Consider the following 24,806-nt stretch of genomic DNA (forward strand, 5'->3'; position numbering starts at 1 on the left):
CGGGTCGGGTCCGGGTGCCGGTTCGGGTGCCCGGTCAGGTCCGGGTGCCGGTTCGGGTCCGGGTGCCGGTTCGGGTCCGGGTGCCGGTTCGGGTCCGGGGTGGTTTCGGTGCTCAACGGGGGGACCCCTTCGGGGAGTGCGGCGTGGGCGGCCGGGGCGCGGGGCGGTCTTCGGGCGGGAGCGGGTGGGAGCGCTCGGCCGGGAGGAGGCGGCTCGCGCCGCACATCGCCGCCGTGAGTCCGGCGAGGGCGACCAGGAGGGCGGGCGTCGGGCCCCACAGCGTCCAGGCGGCCCCGAAGCCGGCGGCGGCGCCGACCCTGGCGAGGGCCTGCGCGGTCTGGACGAGGGCGAGTCCGCCGGCCCGGCTGCCGGCCGGCAGGAGCGGACCGGTGAGGGCCATCAGGACGCCGTCGGTGGCGGCGTAGAAGATCCCGATCGCGAGCGGGACGCCCACCAGGAGCACGGCCTCGGGCAGCGGCGCGAGGAGCAGGCCGAGGGCCGGCAGCAGGGCGCCGTGTCCGTACAGGAAGGTGCGGCGGCGCCCGACGCGGTCGGCGAGCCGCCCGGCCGGTACGGCGAGCAGGAGGTAGACCGCCGAGGCGCCCAGTGGCAGGAACGGGAACCAGGTGGCGGCCAGTCCGGTCCGCTGCTGGAGCAGCAGGTAGAGGAAGGCGTCGCCGATGGTGGCGCCGCCGAGGAGCGCGGCGCCGAGCGCGATCCGGCGTACGCCGGGCAGCCGGAGCGGCGCCGCGAGGTCGCGCAACCGGTGGGCGCCGCCGACCGGTTGCCGCCGTCCGCCGGGTACCAGGACGACGAGGAGCAGGACGCCGAGCAGCCCGGTGCAGAAGCTGACGACGAAGACGGCGTCGTACGCGTCGGCGGTGGCCCACAGGAGGGCGAAGGCGGCGAGCGGGCCGAGGAGGGCGCCGGTGGTGTCCATGGCGCGGTGGACGCCGAAGGCGCGGCCGAGGCCGTCGGGCGGGCTGTCCAGGGTGATCAGGGCGTCGCGCGGGGCGGTGCGGATGCCTTTGCCGAGGCGGTCGGCGGCGAGGGCCGCGGCGATCCCGCCGGTCGCGCCGCCGGCGAGCAGCAGCCCGAGCCGGGAGCAGGCGGAGAGCGCGTAGCCGGCTCCGGCGACCGCCTTGTGGTGGCCGCCGCGGTCGGCGGCGTGGCCGCCGGCGAGCCGGACGAGGGCGGTGGCGCCGGTGAACAGCCCGTCCAGGAAGCCGAACTGGAGGGGGGTCAGGCCGAGGCCGACGACGAGGTAGAGGGGCAGCACGGCGGTGACCATCTCGGAGGAGACGTCGGTGACCAGGCTGACCGTGCCGAGGGCGAGGACGGTGGCGGAGACGCGCCGCGGCGCCCCGGAGGGGGCGGGCGGCGCGTCCCGGCGACCGGTGGTCGCGAGGTACATCAGTGGCAGGTGCGGGTCGGGCCGGAGTCCTTGACCTGGCCGTCGGTGCCGACGTACTGCCAGGTGTAGGTGGTGTCGGTGAGGTCCAGCTTCAGCACCCCGTAGGGGCCGCTGATGCGCTTCTGGCTGTTGGGCTGGACGTTCTCGATGGGGTACGGCTCGGCGCCGCCGGTGCCGGCCACGATCTCGACGATGCCGTCGGCGGTGGCCCGGCCGGAGGGGTCCTGCGGGGCGAAGCGCTCGTAGTGGTGGTCGTGCCCGTTGAGGACGAGGTCGGCCTTGGCGGCGTAGAGGATCTGCCAGACGGGCTTGGAGACGGGGTCGTTGCCGTGGCCGCCGGAGGAGTAGAGCGGGTGGTGGAAGGAGGCGGCGACGCAGCCCTTGGTGGTGCGGGCCAGGTCGTTCTTGAGCCACTGGATCTGGGCGGGGTCGTCGAAGGAGTTGGAGTCGAGGGCGATGAAGTGCCAGTTGCCCTCGTCGAAGCTGTAGTAGGGCTTGCCCTGGGGGTAGGCGATCGATCCGAAGTACGACTTGTAGCCGGCGAGGGACCCGGCCGGGTCGTACGTCTCGTGGTTGCCGGGGACGGGCCGGGTCTTGGCCTTGAAGGCGCCCCAGGTCTTGTCGTAGTAGTTGCGGTAGTCGGACAGGCGGGCGTCGTCGTACTGGTTGTCGCCCATGGTCAGGTAGAACTTCGGGTTGATCCGCTGGGCCTGCGCGGCCGTCTTGGGGTGGGCGCAGGAACTGCTGGAGGCGGTGCACTGGGCGGCGATGTCCCCGGCGGCGACGACGGTGAAGGCGCCGGTGCCGGGCGGGGTGGTGTCGCCCGGCGTCCCGTAGACCTCGGCCTCGTAGAGGGAGTAGCCGTACGAGGTGCCGCGGGCGGTGCCGAAGACGCGTACGTAGCGGCCCTTGGCGTTCAGCGCGGTCCAGTCGTCGGTGCCGCCGTTGCCGGCGGTCTCGGTGGCGAGGGTGGTCCAGGCGGAGCCGTCGGCGGAGATCTCGATGCGGTACGCCTTGCCGTAGGCGGCCTCCCACTTGAGGCGGACGCGGGAGACGGTGGCGGTGGTGCCGAGGTCGACGCGGATCCACTGGGGGTCGGAGCCCTCCGCGCTGGCCCAGCGGGTGGCGGGGTCGCCGTCGAAGGCCTTGGCGGCGGTGAGGTCGTCGGCCTCGTCGGAGGACGAGACGGCCGGCTTGCCGCGGGAGAGGAGCGGGTCTGCGGCCTCGGCGCGGCCGGTGGACCCGAGGACGAGGGCGCCGGTGACGAGCAGGACGGCGGCGAGCAGCAGGGACAGGGTGGTGGTGCGGCGTGATGGGGCGGAGGCGTGCGGTCGGGGCATACCTGTGACTCCCTTTGCCTGGGAAGGGTGAGAGCTGGGCACCGGTGCGGGCAGCGCGGGCCGGCCCCGTGACGGCGGGCGCCTCGGGGCGTACGCGTGCACGGCGGCCGGGTCAGAGCTCTCGCTGAGCGCGTCACGCCCCTGCTCCCCCGGGCGTACCGGGGAGGGGCGCCGCGCCAAGCCGCCGCCGGGGATGCTATCTGATAGGAAAGTTTCCTACCAGATGCTGGGCGCGGCTTCTCCGGGCGGGGCGGGGCCGGCCGTCCGGACGCCGGCCGGAAGCACACGGACCCCTGGAGCCCCGGCCGTTGCGGTCAGGCGTCCGCCCGGAGCGCCTTCCCGGAGAGGACGCCCGCCACGATGAGGGCGACGCCGAGCCACCACAGGCCGTCCTCGAAGATCAGGACGAGGACGCCGACGGGTACCAGCAGGCCGGCCAGGGGGGCCAGCATGGCGTTCAGGCCCGGCGGCTCCGGGCCCGGCTCACCGGCCGCCTTCCGGGCGCGGGCCCGGAGGGTCTCGGGGTACCAGAGGGTGAAGCGCACGGCCGCGATCAGGGCGAGGATCGGGATGACCCAGCCGGTCCAGAGGTTGTCCGGCTCGTGCAGGACCAGGTCGCCGTAGCCGCCCGACAGGGCTCCGACCAGGAAGGCGAGGCCCCACACTCCGGTGATGACCTGGTTGGCCCGCAGGAACTGCGGGGTGTCCCAGACCGAGGGGTCCGTCTGTTCACGGGCGTAGGCGAGGGTGAACGGCCGGCGCAGGGCCATGGAGCCGAAGGCGATGGCGACCAGGGCGAGGTTGGAGATCTCGCCGGAGTACGTCTCCAGCCAGCGCAGGGTGCCGTCGTCCGCCAGGGCCCCGATGATCGCGAGTCCGGTGAAGAAGATCAGGTCGGCCAGCTCCAGCAGCTTCCAGGAGCTGCCGGGGTGGGACCAGCGGCCGGCCACGACCAGGAGGACGGTGACGGCCAGGGCGATGCCCACCGCGAGCTCGAAGCGGCCGGGGCCGGAGAGGATGCCGAAGATGATCCACGGGGCCATGCCGACGACAGGGCTCTCCAGGAGACCCGCGATGCCCTCGCGCGCTGTCCGATGGCTCTGGGTGCTCATCCTTCCAGCGTGGGCCCGGACGAGGCGCGGCGCATTCGCGTCGGGCGCCGGCCCGGAACGGAACGGGGACCGGGGGTGGCACCCTTCCGTGGGGTCCGGGGGGTGCCGGCCCGGTGGGATCCGGACCGGGCGGGCACCCGCAGCGGTCAGCGGCCCTGGAGGGACTTGACGTTGTCGCCGAAGCCCCAGCCCTTCGAGCCGTCCCAGTTCACGGACCAGGTCATCAGGCCCTTGAGGGAGCCGCCGAAGGCGTTCCAGGACTGGCCGACCAGGCTCGGCGCCATGTGGCCGCCGCCCGCCCCGGGCTGGGCCGGGAGTCCGGGGACCTGCTTGTCGTACGGGACCTTGATCGTGGTGCCCTGGATGACCAGGCCGTTGTTCAGGCAGGTCGTCTGTGCGGTGAAGCCCTGCACGGTGCCGGCCTGGTACGAGTCGCCGGAGCAGCCGTACATGCTGCCGTTGTAGTACTGCATGTTCAGCCACCACAGCCGGCCGTTGTCGGCGTACTTCTTGATGATCGGCAGGCACGAGCCCCAGATCGACCCGTAGGTGACGCTGCCGCCGGTGACGTACGCGGTCTCGGGCGCCATGGTCAGGCCGAAGCCCCCGGGCATCTGGGCCAGCACGCCGTCGATGATGCGGATCAGGTTGGCCTGCGAGGCGGACAGGGTGTTGATGTTGCCGCTGCCCGACAGGCCGGTCTCGATGTCGATGTCGATCCCGTCGAAGTTGTACTTCTTGAGGATCGGCACGACGGTGGCCACGAAGCGGTCGGCGACCGTGCTGGAGCTGAGGTCGATGCCGGCGGTGGCGCCGCCGATGGACATCAGGATCGTCGCTCCGGCCGCCTTGGCCTGGCACATCTCGGCGGGGGTGGCGACCTTGACGCCGGTGTCCATGCCGTCCTGCCACAGGACGGTGCCGTCGGAGAGGATCACCGGGAACGCGGCGTTGATGACGTTGTATCCGTGGGCGGCGATGCGGCTGTCCGTGATGGGGATCCAGCCCATGCCGGGGTGGACGCCGTTCGCGGCGCCGTCCCAGTTCTCCCAGTACCCCTGGAGGACCTTGCCCGACGGCTTGGGCTTGGTGGGGCAGGTCTCGCCGGGCGGCTGGGTCGTCGGGGGCTGCGTGGTGGGGGGCTGGGTGGTCGGGGGCTGCGTGGTCGGCGGCTGGGTCGTCGGGGGCGGGGTGGTGGGGGGCGGCGGGCTCGTGGGGGGCGGGGTGGTGCCGCCGGGGCCGGTGAGCGACACGTCGTCCGCGTGGTACGCCGGCTGGCCGTACCAGCCGTGCAGGTAGACGGTGACCGACGTGGTGCTCGGTCCGGTGCTGAAGCTGACGGTGAGCGGGGCGTACGACGCGCTGCTCGGCGTCCAGGTGGACGTGGTGCCGGTGAGACCGGTCCCGGTGGCACCGAGGTAGACGTAACTGCCCTGGACGTAGGCGCTCAGGGTGTACGCGGAGTTGGGCTGCACGCTGACCGTCTGGCTGCAGCGGGCGTTGTCCTGGCCGGTCGGCGTGGCCTTGAGCGCGGAAGCGCCGGAGCGGACCGGGCTGCCGACGGCCGCGCCCGAGCCTCCCGCGCACGTCCAGCCGGTCAGGCCGCTCTCGAACCCGGGGTTCGCCACCAGGTTGCCGGCCACGTCCTCCGTGGTCGCGGCTCCGGCGGAGACGGATCCGGCCACGGCCATGCCCGCGGCGACCAGGGCCACGGCGCTCATCCCGGCGAGCGAACGCCGCAGCGCCGTGGAGCCGTTCGCGGCGTGGTGGCCCGGCGTCAGGGAGCCGGTCTCACCCGGCGGCAGGTGGGGGTTTCGTGGCCTTCGACGGAACATGGGGGTGCTCCCTTCCTGCCGAACGCCATGGCCATGACAGGGCCGGGGTGGGGGTGACGCGCGGCTCTGGATGCGTGGGGACGTGGGGCGGGCGTGCCGGTCCGGATCGTAGGAGCGGACGCGAGGGCCGGTCAATAGGTCTGGACCAATGAACATTTCGCGGGCGAGTTCGTCGCCCTGCCGGCCCGCCCGCCCTCCCCGGGGAGGACGGGCGGGGCGGCCGTGGTCAGGACAGTACGGGGGTGGCGTCCGTGACTTCGGTCAGGCGGACCGTGGACAGGCCGCGGGATTCGTTCCTCACCTCCGTCACCTTGAGCTGGGTGCCCGGCGTGAGGATGTACTCCTCCTCGCCGGTGAAGGCCGAGAAGCTCTTGATCCCGACCGCTCGGGCGGGCGTCACCTCGAAGAGGGTCCGCTTGCCGCGGCTGCCCAGGAACGCCTTGGCCACCTTCAGCTCCGAGGTGCACGAGGAGACGCCCCACCAGGTGACCGTGCGGCCCACCGGGTACTGCGACCGCAGGTCCAGCGACACGCCCCGCCACAGGGGCCGGGTGTAGGCCGGCAGCTCCGAGACCGCCGAGAACAGCAGCCGCAGGTACGGGAGGTAGGGCGTGACCCGGGTGCGGTCCGGGGAGCGCAGCACGCTGTTGATCTCGCGGTAGAAGGCCGACTCGCACGTGTAGAGGTGGAGCGCGGCGATCGCGTCCGCGGACAGTCCCCCGCCGGCGGCCTGGTCCGCGCGGTGCTTGCCGAAGTCGTGGCTGCGCCGGATGTGTCCGGCCAGCCCGGCCAGCGCCTCGGAGACCGGGGCGACGGCGCCCTGGAAGTCCATCAGCGGGGTGTCGAAGACGCCGGTGATCGCGGGCAGGACCAGACCCTCGTCCTTGACGCTGGTGAGGCGCTCCAGGTACAGCTGGTGGAGGTTCATCGTCGACTCGATGAAGGCGCCCATGCGCGCCGCGACGTCCCCGGCCTTGCCGCCCGCGCCGGCCGCCGTCGCGTTCCACCCCTTGCTCGGCAGCCAGTCGACGCCGTCCGCGCCCAGTGAGGTCAGCGCGTCGTTGACCTGGGCGAAGTGGTCGCCCTCGCAGAAGATGTCGCCCTGCGCCGCCGGGTTCGCGTGGTCGAGGTGCCGGACCTCGACGTCCGGGTACTTCTCCTGGAGCCGCAGGACGACCCGCTTGAGGCTGCGGGCGTGCGCGCCCCACCAGGCGAACACGACCCCGCGGTCCTCCTCGGGCCCGTCCTGCTTGGCCTTGAGGATCTCCTCGACGATCCGCTCGGCGACCGGCCGCCAGAAGGCGGTGTGCCGGTCGGCGCCCATCGCACCGTCGCCGCTCGCGGTCAGCGACGCGTTGAGCAGGAGCACGCCCTGCGTCAGCATCGCCTGGAACCACTCCGGCGGCTGGACCGTGTCCCGCTCCTTCAGCAGGGCGCGCACCTCGGCGATCGGGGTCTTCTTGGCGATGCCGTACTTCCACATCGCCGCGGCCTTGATGAGGCACCGGATGCTGACGACCCGGCCGAACTGGCTGTCCTTCCAGTCGCTGAAGGTGTTGTCGAACATGGCGATGCCGGTGGCGCTCTCCGGCCGCGGGTAGGGGTTCTGGCCGAAGACCACGACCTTCCACTTGTGCGGAGGGTTCGGCTTGAGCGCCTGGAACGTCAGCTCGCGGACCGGGACCACCTCGTGGCTGCGGCCCTTCCCGATGAACCGCTCGGCATCCGGCTGCGCCTCGATGACCGGCTTCAGCAGCGGGAGCCATGCCTCCCCGCCGCCGGCGAAGAGCTCGGTGAGGGCGAGGGGGTCGTTCGCGTCGGGCTCGGGCTCCGCCCCGGGCTTCGCCACAGGCTGGGGCTCGGCCACAGGCTGGGGCTCGGCCTCGGGCTGCGGCTGGGACGGCTGGGCGGGAGAGGGAGCGGCGGCCGTGGTCACCGGCGCGGGGGCTTCCGCGGCCGGGGCCTCCGGTGCCGGGGCGGGGGCGGCAGGCACGGCGGCCGCCGGCGGCGGGACGATGCGTACCCGCTGGTCGACCGGCGCGCTCTCGATCCCGTGGAGCTGCGCGACGATCGTGGAGCGCAGCTCGTCGTCGTCCTCGAACCAGTGGTCGTGGAAGAGCGTGTAGCCCGTCCACATCAGGTTGGCGCACACCCGGGCGGGCACCTGGCCGGTCTGCGCCCCCAGCCCGACCAGCGCGACCGACCGGATGCTGCCCGGCACCTTGCGGTTCTGCCGGTGGACGGCCTGGAAGGCGGCCGCGCACGCCAGCGCCACGTTCAGCGTGGCGCTGACGTTCTGCGAGGACCGCACCATCGTCGGCGTCGATATCAGGTACCGCGGGACGGTCGCGCCGGACGGGACGCAGACCGCGCTGCCCACCGGCAGCGGTCCGGCGAACCGGTCGCGGATGGCCCGCTGGACCCGCACCTGGACACCGGATCCGAGGTGGCGCTTGATGACGGCGTCGACCCCGCCGTCCATCCTGCCGCGGGAGTTCGTGGGGGTGACCCAGGCGTCGACGTCCTCGTCGAGGATCGAGCCCTTGCGGATCTCGATGCCGGGGGTGTCGGCGAACGCGGCGCGCCACGCCTCCACCACACGCTCGTTGACGTCCGTCAGCACCACCCGGAGCGCGGGCAGCACAGTGCTCTCGGTCATCGTCCACTCCTGTCGTACAACAGCGGTTCCAAGACCTCGAACGTATCGCCCGCCACTGACAACGCAGCCTCGTCAGAGTGCCTCTGACCTGTCGTCATGCGTGGGCGGCCCGGCTGCGTCCGGGGCCGTCGTGGGGCCGGGCAGCAGCAGCGCCGAGTCGGCGTGGAGCGTGATGCGCACCGGGGTGAGGGTGGTGGCGTCCAGCGGGGGCCGGCCGTTGCCGGGGTTGCGGGCGTGGCGCGGGTGGGCGCCGCCGCTGAGCTGCCAGCGGATGCGGTGCCCGGCGGCGAAGCGGTGGGCGGTGGCGCTCATCGGCACGGTGGTCCGCACCGGCTGCTGCCCGTCCGTCCGCAGCCGGGCCAGTCCGTCGCAGACGTTGACGGAGCGGCCGTGCGGGTCCACGTCGCAGAGGCGGGCGAAGACGTCGGCGTGGCCGGTGTCGGTGGAGACGGTCAGCCGGGCGGAGACCGGCCCGAGGACGTCGACGGGCTCGGTCAGCGGGGGTCCGGTGAAGGTCAGTACGTCGTCCCGGGCCTCCAGGCGGCCGTTGTCGCACGGGCCGGCGGTGCGGGAGAGCAGCGGGCCGCCCAGGGAAGGGGTGGGGTCGTCCGGGTCGTAGGTGAAGGTCACCAGGGGTGCGGGGTCGGTGGGGGGCTGCCGGGTGAGGTGTCCCTGCGCGGTGGGGTACCAGGGGCTGACGGCCGCGGGCGGCGGCCAGTCGTCGAGGTTCCGCCAGGCGTCCTCGCCGCCGGTGTGCACGCGGACCTTCGTGGGGCGCAGGCCGCCGGGGTCCCCGTACAGGTGGGCCCGGAGCCACGCGAGGCTTTCGGCGAACACCTCGGGCCATCCGTGCTGCAGGGCGGAGGTGTGGGTCCACGGGCCGACGAGCAGGGCGCTCTCGCATCCCGCCCGGCGCAGCCGCCCGTACTGTTCGAAGGTCTGGTCGGCCAGTACGTCGTACCGGCCGGTGATCAGGCTCGTGGGCACGCGGAGGCGGTCCGCCACGTGGGCCAGCGACGCGCCGCCCCAGTACGCGTCCGTGGCGTCCGGGTGCGTCAGTACGTCGTCCAGCCAGGGCGGTTCACCGCCGAGCGCGTCGGCGTACGCGCCGCGGAGGGGGCGTGCGGTGATGATCCCGCGCAGGCGGCGCCGGAGGCGGAGCGTGGCCTTCAGGAACGGTGCCGCGCCCCGGTGCTGGTAGGTCATGCCGACGGCGACGGCGAGGGCGGTCTCCAGCCGTGGCGCGCCGCCCGCGTGGAAGAGGGCGTGGGGATCGTGCAGGCCGACCTGCACCACCATCGCCTTCAGCTCGGGCGGCGGGTCCACGGCGAGGGCCCACTGCGCGTAGCCCAGGTAGCTGGGGCCGATGGTGCCGAGCGTTCCGTTGAACCACGGCTGGTCGCGCAGCCAGGCCACCGTCGCCCGGCCGTCGGCCGGCTCGTTGCGCCACAGGTCGAACGTGCCGCCGGAGCCGCCGGTGCCGCGGCAGCTCTGGAGGACCACGTGGAAGCCCTGTTCGGCGAAGAGCAGGCCGTACATGGGGGACCAGGGCGCGCCCCTGCCGTAGGGCGAGCGGACCAGGAGGGTGGGGAAGTCGCCCGCGGTGCGCGGGAAGTAGTGGTCGGTGATCAGCGGGCTGCCGTCGGCGGCCGGGACCTCCAGGCCGGGCTCCCACCCCACGGCGTGCCGCCCGGGCGGGAGGCGGCGCCAGGTCGCCCTCAGCAGCCGGGAGGCGAGGGGCGGTTTACCGGCGGGCGGTGCCCAGGCGGGCTTCGGCAGACCGTGCGTGCGTGACGTCATCGTTCGTCGTTCCCCTTCCATCATTTCCGTACAGCGTACGAGAATAGGGGATGCTTGACTGGGCAGCGCAGGAGCGGCCGATCGAGGAAGGAACGTGGACCATGGCGGGTGACGGAGGGGCCGGCGCCGCGGGCGTCGACCCCCGGCAGCTGTGGCTGAGCCCGGAACAGCCCCGCAGGGGCCGCAGGCCCGCGTACAGCCGTGAGGCGATCACCGCGGCGGCCGTCGGCCTCGCGGACGCGGAGGGGCTGGAGGCGGTCAGCATGCGGAAGGTCGCCGCGCAGGTGGGGGCCGGTGTCATGTCGCTGTACAGCTACGCCCCCGACAAGGAGACGCTGCTGGACCTGATGGTGGACCACGTCAGCGGTGAACTGCCGGCCACCGGCACGCTCACCGGCGACTGGCGGGCCGACCTCAAGGCCGTCGCCCACCTCCAGCGGGCCCTGATGCTGCGCCACCGCTGGCTGCCGGCCGCGCTGGCCACGCGCCGCGTCCCCGGGCCGAACACCCTGGCCTTCCTGGAGCACGTCCTCGCCGCCCTGCGGCCCACCGGACTGGACGGGGCGGCGAAGCTGGAGGTCTTCGCCCAGCTCACGGGCTTCGTGGCCGGGCACGTCGGCCACGAGATCGCGCAGGCGGCGGCCGCGCAGTCCCCCGGCCAGGCCGCACTGGAGGCGCGCTACCTCGCCGCCGTCGCCGCGGACGGGCACCACCCGGAGCTCGCCGAAGCCCTCGCCGCCCCGGGCCGCCCCGTCACCCCCGAGGCCACCTTCACCCGCTTCCTCAACCGCCTGGTCGACGGCCTCGACACCGGCTGACGCGCGCGTGGGTCCCCCACGGGCGGCCGGGCGGCTAGCGGGTGGCGAGGGTGTCGAACCAGCGGACGACCTGGGGGGCCGAGCGGACCGCGCTGCCGAAGTGGTCCGTGTCCGGGCCCTGGTCGACGACGCGTGCGCGGGCGCCGTGCCGGGCCAGGTCGGCGGCGCAGGCGCGGGAGTTGGCGATGGGTACGTCGGTGTCGGCGGCGCCCGCGTAGAGGCGTACGGGCGCGGCGGGCCGCCAGGCGCAGCCGCCGTCGTTGGCGGCGAGGGCGGTGCGGAGGGCGCCGCGCGGGGCGAGGACGTTCTCGGCCCACTCCGGGGTGAGGAGCTCCCGCAGGGTGCCGGGCAGGGTGGTCACGATCTCGGCGTCCTGGTGGCTCCCGTCGAACAGGCCCTCCACCGACCGGGCGTAGGGCGCGCGGAAGACCTCGGCGGGGTCCTCGTACAGCGGGTGCAGGCGGTGCTGCGCGGCCAGGAAGTAGGAGAGGTAGTAGACCGCGCTGCGGGGTGCGACCCGCCCGTCGGCGATGCCGGGGATCTCGGAGCCGAGGAGGTCGTGGGGGCCGGCGATCGGGGCGAGTGCGCGCAGGCGGAGGCCGTGCCCGCCGTACTGGAGTTCGCGGCCCAGGGCCATCGCCACCTGGCCGCCCTGCGAGAAGCCGGTGACGTACACGTCCCGGGTCAGCGGCCGGCCGAGGCGGGCGGCGGCGGTGCGGGCGGCGCGCAGCATGTCGGTGGAGGCGGTGACGGCGGAGGCGGTGTCCATGTACGGGTGGCGGCCCGGACCGCCGCCGAGGCCCAGGTAGTCCGGGGCGGCGACGGCGCGGCCCGCGGAGGCGTGCAGGTACGGGAGCAGGCGGTTGGAGCCGGCGCCGCCGGAGGGCGCGTCGTCGCGGTGGGCGACGGTGCCGTGGGTGTCGGAGACCAGGTCGAGGCGGTGCGGGCCGCCACGGGGCAGGACCAGCAGGCCGGTGGCGGTGGTGGGGCGGCCGAACGGGTCGACGGTCGCGTAGGTGAGGCGGTGTGCGGTGACGCCGTACCGGACGGTGCCGGGGTCGATGCCGAGGGTGCCGAGCGCGTCGACGACCTGGGCGCGGCCGAGGGTGTCGAGCCGGGTGATGCCGGTCAGGGTGCCCCGGGCGGGTGCGGGGGCGTGGGTGGCGGGCGCCGGCGTCGGCATGGGCGCGGGTGTGGCGGCCAGGGCGGCCGGTGCGGCGGTGCCGCCGAGTACGGCTGCCAGGGCCACGGCAGCGGCGGCGCGGCGGAGCCATGCCTTCCGGGTGTGCGGGGTGCGGGTCGTGGTCGTCATGCCGGGAACGCTACGGACGCGCCGCCCGCCCCGACATCCGGTGCGCCTCCGGGCAGTTGCGGGGGAAAACCCCCTGTCCCGCCGGCCCGGGACGCCCCGGTCCCGCTGCGCCCATCGGGTGCTGCTCGGCGGCCTCGACGAGGTGGACGCCGTGACGAAGGCCCCGCCGGCGGAGGAGCCGGCAGGCATGGCGGGGGCGGACACGGCCGGGGCGGACACGGCGGCGGGTACGGAGACGCGCGGCGCGCGAGCCTGCAGGGCGGGAAGCCCCTCCAAGGAGGTGGCGGCGAAGCTGTTCCTCAGCCCGCGGACGGTCGACGCGCACCTGCGGAACATCTTCCGCAAGCTCCGGCCACCGGCCGTCGTGCGCGTGCCGCGGCCACAGGACGATCTCCATGGGATCCGTGAGCATGTCCATGGCACACACCCTCGCGTCCCGGTCCCGGCGCACGCGTCGGTGGTCATCACCTCCATCCGCGGTGCGGTGCACCGCCGCCCGACCCGGCCCGGGGCGACCCGCCTACGCGTAGTAGTCGGCCTCCGCGGCTTCCGGTGCCGGGTGGGCGGCGAGGACGCCCTGGTCTCGGCGAGTCCCCCGCCGAGGAGGAACTCGAGGTCGATCGAGCAGCCGGCGTCCATGCTCGCCCTCTTGGCGTTCCAGATGAGCAGCACGTCCCCGAGCTCGCCCGCGTGGAACAGGTTCCGGCGGGCGGCCGTACGCCGGTGCGGCGTCAGCCGATGGGGACCACGCGGGCCCACGGGGGCGGGGTGTCGGGGACGTAGTCGGGGTCGTCCTCGTTGGCCGCGTGGGCGGGCCGGGGGAAGAGGCCGACGACGGTGCGGCAGGGCGGCTGGGCCGAGGGCCAGGGCGTCTGGCCGTCGGTCAGGGCCACGATCACGTCGGGGCGGGGGCGGGAGCGGAGCGCCCGGGCGAAACCCGAGCGCAGGTCCGTACCGCCGCCTCCGACGAGTTCGATGTTCTCGGCGCGGCACAGCGGTACGGCGACCCCCGCGGCGGCGTCGCAGGAGATCACCGAGACCAGGTCGCGCCGCCCGCCGACCGCACGCGAGATCGCGGCCACCTCCAGCAGCGCGCTGCCGAGTTCGGCGTCGCTGACCGAGCCTGAGGTGTCGATGACCACGCACACCCGGGGCGGCATCCGTCGGAGGCTCGGCAGCACCACGCCGGGGACGCCGGCGGAGCGCCGGGAGGGGCGCCGGTAGCTGTGGTCCTCCCCCGCGCCCGGACCGCCCGCGGCCGCGCGGACCGCCGCGCCGAGCAGCTGCCGCCACGGCTGCGGCGGATGGAAGGCCTCGTCGGCCCACCGCCGCCACCCTTCCGGCGCGTCGCCCGGGCGGCCGCTGATCGCCTCGGCGACCCGGAAGCGCACCGCGTCCCGCTGCTGGCGGCTCAGGCCGTGGGACCCGTCGGGCCCGAGCTCCCAGGGCCGCGCCCGGCCGTCGGCGCCGCTGCCGCAGTCGAGCCAGGCCAGGCCCGGCGTGCGGCCGGCCGTGGAGAACTGCCGCAGGTACTCCTCCATCAGCAGGCCGTCGGGCAGGCCCAGCATGCCCGGCCGCACCGCCCCGGCCGGCCTCGGCAGGCCGTCGCCGTAGATGTCGTCGTTGATCTCCAGGTCGGCCGCGATGTTCTGCCGCAGCCGGGCGCCCGGACCCTGTTCCCCGTTCTCCCGTGCGTGGCGCTCGCTCCGCCCGTGGTGGTCCCGGAGGAGGTGCGAGACCTCGTGCACCCAGACCCCGGCGAGCTCCTCCAGTGGGGTGCGGGCGACGAACGAGGGCGAGGCGTAGCAGCGCCAGTACGCGTCCACCGCCATGGTCGGCACCGACGGGTCCTCCACGAGGTGCAGCGCGAACAGCGCGCCGGCGAGGTACGGGCGCACCTCGGCCGCGTACAGCCGGGCGGCCAGCAGCTTGTCCAGGTCGAGCCGGACGGCGGGGCCGGGCGGCCGGCCCGGGTCGGACGCCCGGACGGGACGCGGGGGTGGTGGCGGGGCCATCGGGCGCGGGAGGGGGCGCGGCGCGGGCCGGTGGGCGTTCCCGGTCGCCCGCACCGCCGGTTCGCGGGCGCCCGCCGTCGGCGGCCCCACCGGCTCGCGCGTGTTCCCGGTCGCCCGCACCGCCGGCTCGCGGGCGCCCGCCGTCGGCGGCACCGGGTTCCGCACGTCTCCGGTCACGTCTCCGGTCATCGGCGTCCACCCGCCGCACGGGAAGCGGCGGCTGCCGCGGTGCGGGCCACGGAGTCCTGCGCCCGCTTGGCGAGACCGACTACGCCGGCCAGCCGCTCCACCGCCTCGGGCACCTCCCAGCCGTCGCGCCGCAGCCCGGCCAGCGCCTTCGCCGGGCCGACCAGCAGGTCGGGCGTACCGGTCTCCAGCGCCCTGACCAGCACCGCCCAGGCCGCGTCCCAGCGCTCCCGCTCGGGGCGGGCACCGACGGCGGCCACCACCGCCTCCAGGGTGGCCTGCCGCAGGTCGCCGCGCTCCGGGAGGTCGGCGCGGGCCGGGTCGGCCAGCAGCGCGTCCGGGTCCGGCAGCTCCATCCGGTCGATGTGGGCCAGGAGTTCGAGCCCCGGCCCGTCCCCGACCGCGCCCCGGACCAGCAGCGCCAGCACCTCCCGGGAGACGTCCGCCGCCGTGCCGAAGGCCAGCAGCGTCATCGCCGCCTCCCAGCTGCGCGGCGAGGGCCAGGCGCCCCCGCGCCGCGTCTCGGTGGTCGGCAGCCGGTGGATGAGCGTCGGCCGGGCGTGGAGGAAGCCGCACACCGCACGCCGGGCGAAGGCCACCGCCTCCGGCAGCCCCGCCGGATCCAGCCGGGGCAGGTCCGCGCGCGGCCAGACGCCGCCGAGGCCGCGCACCACCACGTCCCGGTCGTGCACCCAGTACAGGTGCACGAACCGGTTGGCCAGCGGCGGGCTCAGCTCCCAGCCGTCCGCCGCCGAGGCGCGGGGGTTGGCCGCGGCCACGATGCGTACGCCGGGCGGGAGTTGCAGGGCGCCCACCTTCCGTTCGAGGACGACCCGCAGCAGGGCTGCCTGGACGGCCGGCGTCGCGGTGGAGAGCTCGTCGAGGAAGAGCAGCCCGCGCCCGGCGCGCACCAGCTCCACGGCCCACTGCGGCGGGGCCATGGGCACCCCGTTCACCGCCGGGTCGTCGCCGACGACAGGCAGTCCGGAGAAGTCCGTCGGCTCGTGGACGCTGGCGATCACGGTGGTGAGCGGCAGGTCGAGGGAGGCGGCGAGCTGGGTCAGCGCCGCGGTCTTGCCGATGCCGGGCTCGCCCCACAGCAGGACGGGCAGGTCGGCGGCGACGGCCAGGGTGAGCGCCTCCAACTGATCGTCGGGGCGCGGTTCGGTGGTCGTCGTCCGGAGCAGGGCCAGCAGGTCCCCCGCGAGGGCGAGCTGGGAGCGGGTGGCCGGCAGCACGGCCGGCTCGGAGAGGAGGGTGCTGGGAGTCATGGGCATCACCTGGTGCGGTTCGGGGACGGGAGGGGCCGTCCTGGGGAGTTGAGGTCGTGGAGCGGCGCGGGGCGCGCCGGGGTACGGGCGGTTCCGGGGTGGCACGGGGAACACCGGGCGTGAGGGTGTGGCGTTCCGGGCGTGGGGGATCGTGTTCCGGGCGTACAGGTGGGGAGTTCGGGGCGTGGGCGGGTGGCGTTCGGGGCGTGGTCCCGGCGGAGCCGCGGCCGGCGGGTGCCGGGGCGCCGTCAGCCGGGCAGGCCCGTCCGGGGCCGGGATCGGGCACCCCGCTTGCTGCGGATCGGCTGCGGCACCCGGCGGTCGATCCGCGGCCTGCGGCCGGCGTCCACCCCCACGTCCGCGGCCGGGTGCCGGAGTACCAGACCCGAGCGGAACCGCCCGTGGTCCAGCCGGCCGGCGACCGCCGCGTCGAGGGCGTCCCGCAGGGGCCCTTCGCGGAGGACCGCGGCGGGACCGAGCAGCCCTTCCAGCACGGCGAGGGCGCCGTGCACGTCGCCGTGGGCGAGCCGTTCCCGGACCGAGGGCAGCGCTTCGGGGGTCCGGTGCGCCGTGTCGATCGCCCGCAGGCAGGGCAGGCCGGGCCCGCCGAGGGCCACGAGGAGTGCCTCGCGCGCCAGTTGGGCCGGGTCGTGGTCGACCGCCGCGAGCACGCCGTTCCGCAGCTCGATCCGGTGGACCTGCCCCGAGCACGCGACCCGGTTCGGGTCCGTGCCGCCGACGATCGTGTCGGCGGGTCCCGGCGGAACGGCCGGCGTACGCGCCCCCGGTGCCCGCGCCGTGTCCGCCGGGCCCGTCAGCGCCGCCGCGACCAGGGGGTGCAGGCGGTCGGCCGTGAGGAGGCCGGCCCGCAGCAGTTCCAGGTCGGGCAGGGGCCGTGCCGCGGCGTCCGGGAGGACCGGGAGGGCCGCGGTCTCGTGCCGGCGCGGGAGGTCGCGTACCGGCCGCAGCTCCGGGACGTGGCTGTCGTCCGGAGCGACCAGTTCGAGCACGGCCTGGCTGCGGACGCCGGTGCGTACGGTGAGGGCCCCGCGCGGGCGGCCTTCCGCGCGCAGCAGCCGCTCCGCCTCGGCCGCCCAGTGGGGCGGCGGCCAGGGCTCGTGGCCGGCCGGCCGCCCGTGGTGTTCCGGCCGCTCCGAACGTTCCGGGGGGCCCGGCGCGTACGGATCCCCCGCGGCCGCGTGCCGGCCGGCCAGGTCGCCGCTGCGCGTCCCGTCCCAGAGGTGGCGGTGCAGGTCGAGCCGGAAGCGCCGGTCGGGGCGGGGGTGCGGATGGTGCCCGAAGGCCTCGTCACCGTCCGCCTCCCAGAGGGCGAGGGACATCCGCTGGCCGGCGTCCGCCCAGGCCGGCGGCGTCCGCACCACGAGCCGGACGGCCGCGGTGCCGGGGTTGTCGTAGCGGGCCAGTGCCAGGGTGAGACCGGGCCGGAGCCGCCCGTCGGGGGCGATCCGGGGCATGTGCCAGCGCAGCAGGTCGGGTGCCAGCCGACGCAGGTCGGCCCGCACGCGGGTGGTGAGGTCGGTGCCGTGGCGGTGGCGCACGGCGCGCAGATCGAGGTCGACGTCGATCCGGGCGGCGGCGCAGGCCCCCGCCCAGTCGCCGGCCGCACTTCGTGCGGCCGCCTTCTCGATCATGGACGGTGGGACGGCGTACTCACGTACGCGCCGCCACATCAGCAGGTGGGTGGAAATCGCTTCCGCGGAGTGAAGTGCCATCAGCACTCACCTTGCGCGGACGATTCCCCCAATCCGGAAGAGGTGAAGTTCATCATCAACATCATCATAGGCAGCCCGTTGTCGATCTGTCAGCCGCGTATTGCGGGCGGCCGACCTGCCGACGGTCGGGAACGTCCCACGGGCCGCCGGGCGCTGTGCCAGGGTGGCGGCAGTGTGAGACCGGGGGGTGAGGGGCGCCGGCGTCCAGGCCACCGCGGCAGCCGCCGACGGCGCCGACGGCGGCTCCGGCGCCTGCCGGAACGCCGCGGCGGCCGTGGACGTCGGGATCGTCAGGAGACGGTGCTGTAGACCTGCCAGCCGGTGGCGATCCGGACACGGGAGCCGAAGGTGCCCTTGCCGGTGCCCGCGTAGCGCCAGACGACGCCCGCGGTGTCGCGGGCGATCAGGTCCGGCCGGCCGTCGCCGGTCAGGTCGCCCACCCCGGCCAGGGTGTTGTAGGCGGTGCCCCAGTCGTCCGCGAGCTTGACGCGGGCGGCGAACTTGCCGCCGCCCAGGCCGTTCATGCGCCACAGCTCGTTGCCCGTGTCGTGCAGGACCAGGTCGCCGTGGCCGTCGCCGTTCAGGTCACCGGCGCCCGTGATGCGCTTGTAGCCCTTGTACGTGCCGGCGAGCAGGGTGCGCGTGCCGAGGATGCCGGTGCTGGTCGCCGGGTAGAGGTAGAGCGCGCCGGTCGAGGGGTTGCGGGCGATCAGGTCGGGCCGCTTGTCCCCGGTGACGTCGCCGGGCGAGGTGAGCACGTCGTACTGGTTCCAGCCGGGGCCGAGGACCTTGTACGCGGTGCCGGTGGTCAGCTGCTTTCCGCAGGCCGGGGCGTAGCGGCGCAGTTCACCGGCCGGGGTGCGGACCAGGACGTCGTTGCAGCGGTCGCCGGTGAGGTCGCCGAAGGGCACGACGCGGGTCCCGCCCGCCCATCCGGTGCTGCTGGTGGTGCCGTTCCAGGCGCCGGAGGCGGAGTTGCCGTAGATGGTGCGCAGGGTGCCGCCGGAGGTGAGGCCCATCGCGTCGCCGATGCCGTCCGGCGGGCCGCCCGCGTGGCCGAAGTCGCCGCGGACCGCGGACCCGTCGCGCACGGTACCGGTGCCGGAGGCGAGCCTGACCGGGGTGGCGGCGCCGAGCGGGGTGGCGGTCAGGGTCCAGGTGAACCTGCCGTTGGGGGCGTGGGCGCCCGAGGTGGTCCTGCCGTCCCAGTAGACGCTGCCGAGCTGTCCCTGGGAGGGTCCGCCGGTGAAGGTGCGCAGGACCGTGCCGGCCGGGTCGGTGAGGCTGAGCTTCCAGTCGGCGACCGGGCGGCTGGCCGTCCAGACGGCGTGCCAGGTCGGGTAGGTGCCACGGAGTTGGATGTCGGCGTCCACGTCCGAGTCGAGGACGTTCAGGGCGGTGGGGGCCAGGGTCACGGCCTTGACGCGGATGCGCTCGTCGGAGCCGTTCCAGGCGACCAGGCCGGTGTACTCGTCCACGGTCCAGGTGCGGCGCCGGTCCTCGCCCGCGGCGCCGTCCGGCATGCCGGACGCCAGGGTGCGGGACTCGCCCGTCACGGCGTCGGTGAGCACCAGGGAGTCCGCCGCCTCGTCGTGCCGGACGGTGAAGCCGTCGCCGAGCAGGACGTCGCCGCCGGTGACGGTGCGCGTGGTGCGGGCGACGGTGTCGTACACGCCGGCGGTCACCGTGCCGCAGCTCCAGTAGAGCCAGCGGCCGGCGGCCTGGAGTTCGGTGGGGACGCAGCTGGCGGCCGGGACGTCGACCGTCGCGGTCTTCCCGGTGTTCAGGTGGTACGTGGTGAGGCGGCCCGGGGTGGTGGTGGCGCTCCACAGGAGCGGGCCGTTCAGCGCGGCCGCGCCCGGGGTGCGCTTGACCGCCGGCGTCTTCTGGTAGCCGAACCGGTCGGCGTACTGCGCCGGGGCGGCTCCGCCGGAGCGGTAGACCGCGTACCCGTCGGCGACGTCGACGATGCGGCCGCCGGTGGTGCCCCAGTTGAGCCGGTGGCCGCTGGTGTTCGGGTTCTCGCGGAGCTGCTGGAGCTCGTCCGTGTCGGCCGGGGCGCCCTCGGGGTCCACTGTGCCCCGGCCCAGGACGACGTCGCCGCCGGTGCCGGAGTTGCCCCACAGGCCGGCTCCGGCCGGGGCGGTCCGGCCGTCGGTGCGGGCGGAGGCGGTGACCGTGCCGCCGGCGGCCGCGGTGAGGTTCCAGACCGACGTGCGGTGCTGGTCGGTGCCCTTGTCGTTCTCGGCCACGCGCAGGGTGCCGCGGCTCAGGCTCATGGCCGTCTTGGGGTACGCGTACGGGGCGATCTTCGCGCGTTCGTACACGACCGGGCCGTCCGGGCCCGGGTTGACGTGCTTGAACCACCAGTCGTTGCCGTCCGTGCCGCCCGTCACCAGGAGCCCGGCGCCGGGGGTGGCGGCGAGGCCGACGTGGCTGCTGTTCAGCAGCACGCGGCGGGTGCCGTCGGCGAGGGAGGTGGCGGAGAGGGACGTGGTGCCGCGCGCGGCGAACTGGGTGACCACCCAGTCCCCGCTGAGTGCCGCGGTGGTGGCCGCGGCGACGAGGGTGGTCTCGCGGGCGGGCGCGGCGAGGTCGGCGCGCGGCCTGACCTTCACGCCGGTGCCGTACGCGTAGCCCACGCCGCCCGGGCCGAGCAGGGGCAGCGGGCGGGAGAAGGAGACGGTGCCGAGGTCCGCGAAGACGGTGGTGAAGGCGGCGGTGGCGAAGTCGACGTACCCGAGTCCGTGGGTGCCGTCGGCCAGCTGGTAGACCACGGCCGCGCCGTCGGCGTCGCCCTGCGCGCCGCGCTGGAGGCGGGCGCCGTCGGGCACGCCGGTCACGGTACGGGGGGTCTGCCCGCCGTCCTTCCCGGCCAGCAGCACGGCGCCGGTGCCGTCGGGGCCGCCGGTGAGCACGGTCACGCCGTAGAGGCCGATGTACCGGCCGCCCGCGAGGTCGACGGTGCTGCGGTTGCCGTCGTGCCACACGGTGACGGTCTTCGGCTCGCTGCCGTCGGGGACGGCGACGCCGTTGGCCGCCTGGCCGTACCAGCCGGGCAGGCAGCCCGCCCACACGTCGGCGCAGGGTCCGCCGGTCACGGTCACGGGGCTGCCGTCCGCGTGGGTGACCGGGGTGGTGACTCCGGTGGACCAGTCGGTCCTGACCACGGCGTCGCTGCCGATGGCCCGGTGGGTGTACCCGTGGTGGTCGGTGGCCAGGACCTGCTCGCGGCGGGCCTCGGCCTTCCCCGGCAGGTCGAGGACCAGTTCGGGGGCCGGGGCGGCGTCCGCGGCGGTGGCGGTGGCCGGGAGGGCCAGCAGCGGGGCCGTGCCGGCCACGGCTGCGAGGCAGGCGAGCAGGGTCACGCTGCGGCGGACGGACGCGCGGCGGACGGTGGTGCGTCGGGACAAGATCCCCCCAGGATCGGGACGTGGTTCGCGGGTCCCGGCCGGAAGGCACGCGATCACGTTCACCGTGTGGACCCACCGCATGAGACACCCGCCCACCGGCGAGGGTTGTACGGGAATCCCGACGAGTTTTCGAACGCCGCCGGCCGGCCCGGCGCGGCCGGGTGACGGGGGACGGCGGAGGCGGACCCGGGTGCGGGGGGGGGTGCCGGTCCAGGCCGGGCGGGACTGCTCCAAGCGCGGCGGTGCCGCTCCAGGCGGGGCGGTGCTGCTCCAAGTGGAGGCGACAAGTGGTGGGCGCCCCTGCCCGAACGCAGGCTGGCGTACGCGCTCCTGCTCCGCCGTGCGGCAGGCGCACCCATGCCCACCGTCCCCGTCCGGAGCGGTCGGGGACGCCAGAGAGACGAGATCACATGGCGGAACACGACATCGGTCCCGGGCCCCGGCACGCCCCTTCCGGGACCGGGGCGCCCGTACGGAGCCGGGACCGGCGCCTCCTCCGGCGGTCCGGGCGGGGCGTGCGGACGAAGGCGGCACTCGTCGCGGCGGGTCTGGCCGTCCTCGGCGCGGTCGGGACCGCACCGGGCAGCGCGCAGTCGTCGCCCGCCAACGGGCCGCCGCCGGCCGGGCACCCCGCGCGGTTCGTGCCCGCGCCCTGTCCGCAGACGCCGGAGCCGGTGCCCGGGACGTGCGGGTTCCTGGAGGTACCGGAGAACCGCGAGCGCCGCACGGGCCGGACCGTCCGGCTGGCCGTCGCCGTCATCCCGGCGATGTCGCGGACACCCGCGCCGGATCCCGTGGTCTTCATGGAAGGGGGCCCCGGCGGCGACGCCTTCGGGGCCATCCCGTTCCTCGTCGGCTCCGGGGTGAACGGCGACCGTGACCTGATCGTCGTGGCCCAGCGCGGCACGCTCCACTCGCAGCCGAGCCTCGCCTGCCCGGAGCTGGACCGGTTCAACGCGACCGCCGTGGGCCTGCCGTACGACGCTCCGTCCACCGGACGCGGGCTGGTGCGCGCGGCGAAGGAGTGCCGGGACCGCCTGGTGGCCGGGGGCATCGACCTCTCGGCGTACAACACCTTCGAGAACGCGGCGGACTTCGCCGCCCTCCGCACGGCGCTGGGCATCAGGAAGTGGAACGTCTACGGGTACTCGTACGGCACCGACCTGGGCCTCACCTACCTGCGCCGGCACCCCCGGGGCGTCCGGTCGCTGGCCGTCGACTCCGTCGTCCCGCCGCAGATCGTGAGCCTGCCGTGGGCCTGGGACAGCGCCCGGGAGGGGATCGAGGCGATCTTCGCGGCGTGTGCGGCCCAGCCCGCCTGCAAGGCCCGCTACCCGGACCTGTCCCGCACGCTCACCGAGCAGGTACGCCGACTGGAGGCGAACCCCCTCGCGCTGACGGTGCCGCCGCCCGGTGGCGGGACCCCCGTGAAGGTCGTCCTCGACGGGGGCGCGCTGGTCAACCTGCTGGTCGCCAACGGCCGGCTGGTCCCGTCCGCCGACGTGCCCGCGGCGCTGTACGAGCTCGCCGCCGGCCATCCCGAGCGCCTCGCGCGGGCCCAGGCGGCCGGTGCCACCCCCGCCGTCGGCGAGTTCGCCCACGGGCTGACGCACTCGGTGGCCTGTGCGGAGTGGGCGCCGGGCCACTCGAAGCGGGACGTGCTGGAGGCGGGTCGCCGGGCCTTCCCCGGCTTCCCGGACTCGGTGCTGGCCCATGCGCCGCAACTGCCCTTCGAGCACGACCTGTGCCGCGCCTGGAAGGTCCCGGACCGTACCGCCGTGCAGCGGGTGGCCACCCACAGCAAGGTGCCCGCGCTGATCGTCACCGGCACCTTCGACGCCAAGACCGGGGCGAGCTGGGGGCCGTACGCCGGCCGTACGCTGCCCCGCTCGACCTCCGTGGTGGTGTCCGGCATCACCCACTGGGTGGTTCCGCAGAACCCCTGCGCCGCGTCGGTCCTGGTGTCGTTCCTGACGCGGCCGACCGCGCCCGACACCGGCTGCGTGCCGGGAGTCGTCCCCAAGCCGTTCACCATCATCCCCTGACCGGAGTACGTCCGATGCCCCGAAGCACCACATCCGGCCGGCGCCCCGCGCGACGGTTCCCGGCCACGCTGGCCGGCGCCACGGCCGGCGCCCTCGTCGTCGGCCTGGCCGCGCTGCCCGCCCGCGCCGTGTCCGGCACCGACGGCACGGTCGGCCCGATCGGCACGGTCGCCCGTGCCGTGGGCGACGCCCGCTACGAGCCGGGACCCTGCCCCAGGACGGCGGATCCGATCCCCGAGCTCGCGCGCGCCCGCTGCGGCACGCTGACCGTGCCCGAGAAGCGCTCCGGCGCCAAGAAGCCCGAGAAGTCCGAGGAGTTCGAGAAGCCCGCGAGGCCCGAGGGTCCGAGGGGCGGAGGGGGCCACGGGGGACGCACGATCGAGCTCGCCGTCGCGATCATGCCCGCGGAGCGCAGCAGCCCGGCGCCCGACCCGATCGTGTGGTTCGCCGGCGGACCCGGCGACGACGCGGTCTCCGAGATCCCGATGGCGCTCGCCGGCCGGCTGAACCGCGACCGCGACGTGGTCTTCATGTCCCAGCGGAGCACCTACTCGGCCGACCCGGTGCTCACCTGCCCGAACATCGACCTGTTCAACGCCCGCGCCCTGAGCCTGGTCTCCAACGCGCGGTCCACCCGGCGGCTGCACGTCGAGGCGACCCGGGAGTGCCGCGACGGCGTGGACGCCAAGGCCGACCGCAGCGCGTACAACGACATCGAGAGTTCGGCCGACTACGACGCCCTGCGCAGGACGCTGGGTGTGCGGAAGTGGAACGTCTTCGGCATCTCCTACGGCACCCACCTGGCGCTCAACTACATGCGCCTGCACCCGAAGGGCATCCGCTCGGTCGGCATCGACGGCATCCTGCCGCCGTCCATCGCCGGCGGGGCCAACACCTGGAAGGCGGCGCGCGAGGGCTTCGACGGCATCTTCAGGGCCTGCGAGGAGCAGCCCGCCTGCGACAGCCGCTACCCGAACCTGAAGGCCACCTTCCTCCGCCTCGTCAGTGAGCTGGAGGCGGACCCGCTCACCGTCACCGTCACCGTGCCGGGCCGCCCCGAGCCGGTGGACGTCGTACTGGACGGGAGCCAGCTCGTCACCTGGCTGACCTTCGCCAGCCACCTGGCGGAGGGGGTGCCGCGGTCCATCGACGAGCTGGCCCACGGCAACGGGCAGCGGATCGCCGAGCAGCTCGCGGGCGGCAAGTACAGCCCCGCGGCCATCGGACGGGTCTCCCACGGGCTGGTGTACGGCGTGTTCTGCAGCCAGTGGACGCCGTACGAGAGCCGGGCCGACGTCGTCCGGGGCGGGCGGCGCGCATTCCCGACGTTCCCGGAATCGATGCTGCCCAACGCCCCGCAGCTCGCCTGGCTGCACGACGACTGCCGCGCCTGGGACGTGCCGCCGGCGCCGCCCTGGATCCGGGACGTGACGCGGAGCGACATCCCGACGCTGGCGCTGTCCGGCGGGTTCGACGCGCAGACGGCGCCGAGCAACGGTGCGTACGTCGCCCGTACGCTGTCGCGCTCCACGGTCGTGACGGTGCCGTACGTCGCCCACGTGGTGTTCGCGGACTCGGCGTGCGCGCAGACGATCACCACGTCGTTCTTCGAGCGTCCGGATTCCCCGGACACCGGGTGCCTCGCGGGGCTCCGGCCGCCGCGGTTCGAGACCGCACCGTAAGCCCCCCCCGCACGCCACCGCAGCCGCCCGGGCCCGCATCCTCCCCTGCGAGGATGCGGGCCCGGGCGGCACACGGCTCAGATGTCGAGGAAGCGGACGTCCTTGGCGTTGCGCTGGATGAAGGAGCGCCGTGCTTCGACGTCTTCGCCCATGAGGACCGAGAACAGGTCG

General features: G+C 75.1%; 13 protein-coding genes and 3 pseudogenes. 4 read left to right on the forward strand and 12 right to left on the reverse strand.

What is annotated here, in order from left to right; translation table 11 throughout:
* Window positions 1-112: 112 nt before the first annotated feature.
* The 7 genes and pseudogenes from ACIQUR_RS31785 to ACIQUR_RS31815 form a co-directional block, all read right to left on the reverse strand.
* Window positions 113-1,414 carry an MFS transporter gene (locus ACIQUR_RS31785; RefSeq protein ID WP_403671865.1) on the reverse strand — a complete coding sequence of 434 codons (1,302 nt, stop codon included), beginning with the start codon at window positions 1,412-1,414 and terminating at the stop codon, window positions 113-115.
* Window positions 1,414-2,754 (reverse strand): discoidin domain-containing protein, encoded by a 1,341-nt coding sequence (locus ACIQUR_RS31790; RefSeq protein ID WP_403671868.1) that lies wholly within the window; start codon window positions 2,752-2,754, stop codon window positions 1,414-1,416. Before ACIQUR_RS31790 ends, ACIQUR_RS31785 begins: the two co-directional genes overlap by 1 nt.
* Window positions 2,755-3,068: 314 nt before the next feature.
* Window positions 3,069-3,866 carry a hypothetical protein gene (locus ACIQUR_RS31795; protein WP_403671871.1) on the reverse strand — a complete coding sequence of 266 codons (798 nt, stop codon included), beginning with the start codon at window positions 3,864-3,866 and terminating at the stop codon, window positions 3,069-3,071.
* 146 nt (window positions 3,867-4,012) lie between these two features.
* Window positions 4,013-4,972 (reverse strand): annotated as a pseudogene (locus ACIQUR_RS31800) (chitinase); the annotation flags it as partial.
* Window positions 4,973-5,161: 189 nt separating this feature from the next.
* A pseudogene (locus ACIQUR_RS31805) lies at window positions 5,162-5,857 on the reverse strand (carbohydrate binding domain-containing protein); the annotation flags it as partial.
* 70 nt (window positions 5,858-5,927) lie between these two features.
* Window positions 5,928-8,360: an ADP-ribosyltransferase domain-containing protein gene (locus tag ACIQUR_RS31810; protein WP_403671874.1), complete on the reverse strand. Its 2,433-nt coding sequence runs from the start codon at window positions 8,358-8,360 to the stop codon at window positions 5,928-5,930.
* 72 nt (window positions 8,361-8,432) lie between these two features.
* Window positions 8,433-10,160, reverse strand: coding sequence for a CocE/NonD family hydrolase (locus ACIQUR_RS31815; protein ID WP_403671877.1), 1,728 nt, complete (start codon window positions 10,158-10,160; stop codon window positions 8,433-8,435).
* A gap of 101 nt (window positions 10,161-10,261) precedes the next feature.
* On the opposite strand from ACIQUR_RS31815, the gene ACIQUR_RS31820 reads away from it, so the two are divergent.
* Window positions 10,262-10,978, forward strand: coding sequence for a TetR/AcrR family transcriptional regulator (locus tag ACIQUR_RS31820; RefSeq protein ID WP_403671916.1), 717 nt, complete (start codon window positions 10,262-10,264; stop codon window positions 10,976-10,978).
* 34 nt (window positions 10,979-11,012) lie between these two features.
* Here the strand turns inward: ACIQUR_RS31820 and ACIQUR_RS31825 are convergent, their stop codons facing one another.
* The gene (locus ACIQUR_RS31825) at window positions 11,013-12,290 is read right to left on the reverse strand and encodes an alpha/beta hydrolase family protein (RefSeq protein WP_403671880.1); all 1,278 of its coding nucleotides are present in this window, start codon (window positions 12,288-12,290) and stop codon (window positions 11,013-11,015) included.
* 262 nt (window positions 12,291-12,552) lie between these two features.
* Between ACIQUR_RS31825 and ACIQUR_RS31830 the strand changes: the two are divergent.
* Window positions 12,553-12,639 (forward strand): annotated as a pseudogene (locus tag ACIQUR_RS31830) (LuxR C-terminal-related transcriptional regulator); the annotation flags it as partial.
* A 382-nt stretch (window positions 12,640-13,021) separates the two neighbouring features.
* On the opposite strand, the gene ACIQUR_RS31835 reads toward ACIQUR_RS31830, so the two are convergent.
* From ACIQUR_RS31835 to ACIQUR_RS31850, 4 genes are all read right to left on the reverse strand, one after another.
* Window positions 13,022-14,227, reverse strand: coding sequence for a VWA-like domain-containing protein (locus ACIQUR_RS31835; RefSeq protein WP_403671919.1), 1,206 nt, complete (start codon window positions 14,225-14,227; stop codon window positions 13,022-13,024).
* Between the two features lie 263 nt (window positions 14,228-14,490).
* Window positions 14,491-15,762: an AAA family ATPase gene (locus tag ACIQUR_RS31840; RefSeq protein ID WP_403671883.1), complete on the reverse strand. Its 1,272-nt coding sequence runs from the start codon at window positions 15,760-15,762 to the stop codon at window positions 14,491-14,493.
* Window positions 15,763-16,010: 248 nt separating this feature from the next.
* The gene (locus tag ACIQUR_RS31845; protein WP_403671886.1) at window positions 16,011-17,495 is read right to left on the reverse strand and encodes a hypothetical protein; all 1,485 of its coding nucleotides are present in this window, start codon (window positions 17,493-17,495) and stop codon (window positions 16,011-16,013) included.
* Window positions 17,496-17,785: 290 nt separating this feature from the next.
* Entirely contained in the window at window positions 17,786-20,908 is a 3,123-nt protein-coding gene (locus tag ACIQUR_RS31850; protein WP_403671889.1) for an FG-GAP-like repeat-containing protein, read from the reverse strand.
* A 515-nt stretch (window positions 20,909-21,423) separates the two neighbouring features.
* On the opposite strand from ACIQUR_RS31850, the gene ACIQUR_RS31855 reads away from it, so the two are divergent.
* Both ACIQUR_RS31855 and ACIQUR_RS31860 read left to right on the forward strand, forming a co-directional pair.
* The gene (locus ACIQUR_RS31855; RefSeq protein WP_403671892.1) at window positions 21,424-22,953 is read left to right on the forward strand and encodes an alpha/beta fold hydrolase; all 1,530 of its coding nucleotides are present in this window, start codon (window positions 21,424-21,426) and stop codon (window positions 22,951-22,953) included.
* A 14-nt stretch (window positions 22,954-22,967) separates the two neighbouring features.
* Window positions 22,968-24,635, forward strand: a complete 1,668-nt coding sequence (locus tag ACIQUR_RS31860) for an alpha/beta fold hydrolase (RefSeq protein ID WP_403671895.1) — start codon at window positions 22,968-22,970, stop codon at window positions 24,633-24,635.
* Window positions 24,636-24,806: the final 171 nt, after the last annotated feature.

The sequence above is a fragment of the Streptomyces sp. NPDC101132 genome, assembly GCF_044759225.1.
Taxonomy (GTDB): Bacteria; Actinomycetota; Actinomycetes; order Streptomycetales; family Streptomycetaceae; genus Streptomyces.

Coding starts and splice junctions, on each gene's coding strand:
- ACIQUR_RS31785 (WP_403671865.1), bottom strand. CDS start 1,414: ATGTACCTCGCGACCACCGGTCGCCGGGACGCGCCGCCCGCCCCCTCC.
- ACIQUR_RS31790 (WP_403671868.1), bottom strand. CDS start 2,754: ATGCCCCGACCGCACGCCTCCGCCCCATCACGCCGCACCACCACCCTG.
- ACIQUR_RS31795 (WP_403671871.1), bottom strand. CDS start 3,866: ATGAGCACCCAGAGCCATCGGACAGCGCGCGAGGGCATCGCGGGTCTC.
- ACIQUR_RS31810 (WP_403671874.1), bottom strand. CDS start 8,360: ATGACCGAGAGCACTGTGCTGCCCGCGCTCCGGGTGGTGCTGACGGAC.
- ACIQUR_RS31815 (WP_403671877.1), bottom strand. CDS start 10,160: ATGACGTCACGCACGCACGGTCTGCCGAAGCCCGCCTGGGCACCGCCC.
- ACIQUR_RS31820 (WP_403671916.1), top strand. CDS start 10,262: ATGGCGGGTGACGGAGGGGCCGGCGCCGCGGGCGTCGACCCCCGGCAG.
- ACIQUR_RS31825 (WP_403671880.1), bottom strand. CDS start 12,290: ATGACGACCACGACCCGCACCCCGCACACCCGGAAGGCATGGCTCCGC.
- ACIQUR_RS31840 (WP_403671883.1), bottom strand. CDS start 15,762: ATGACTCCCAGCACCCTCCTCTCCGAGCCGGCCGTGCTGCCGGCCACC.
- ACIQUR_RS31845 (WP_403671886.1), bottom strand. CDS start 17,495: ATGGCACTTCACTCCGCGGAAGCGATTTCCACCCACCTGCTGATGTGG.
- ACIQUR_RS31860 (WP_403671895.1), top strand. CDS start 22,968: ATGCCCCGAAGCACCACATCCGGCCGGCGCCCCGCGCGACGGTTCCCG.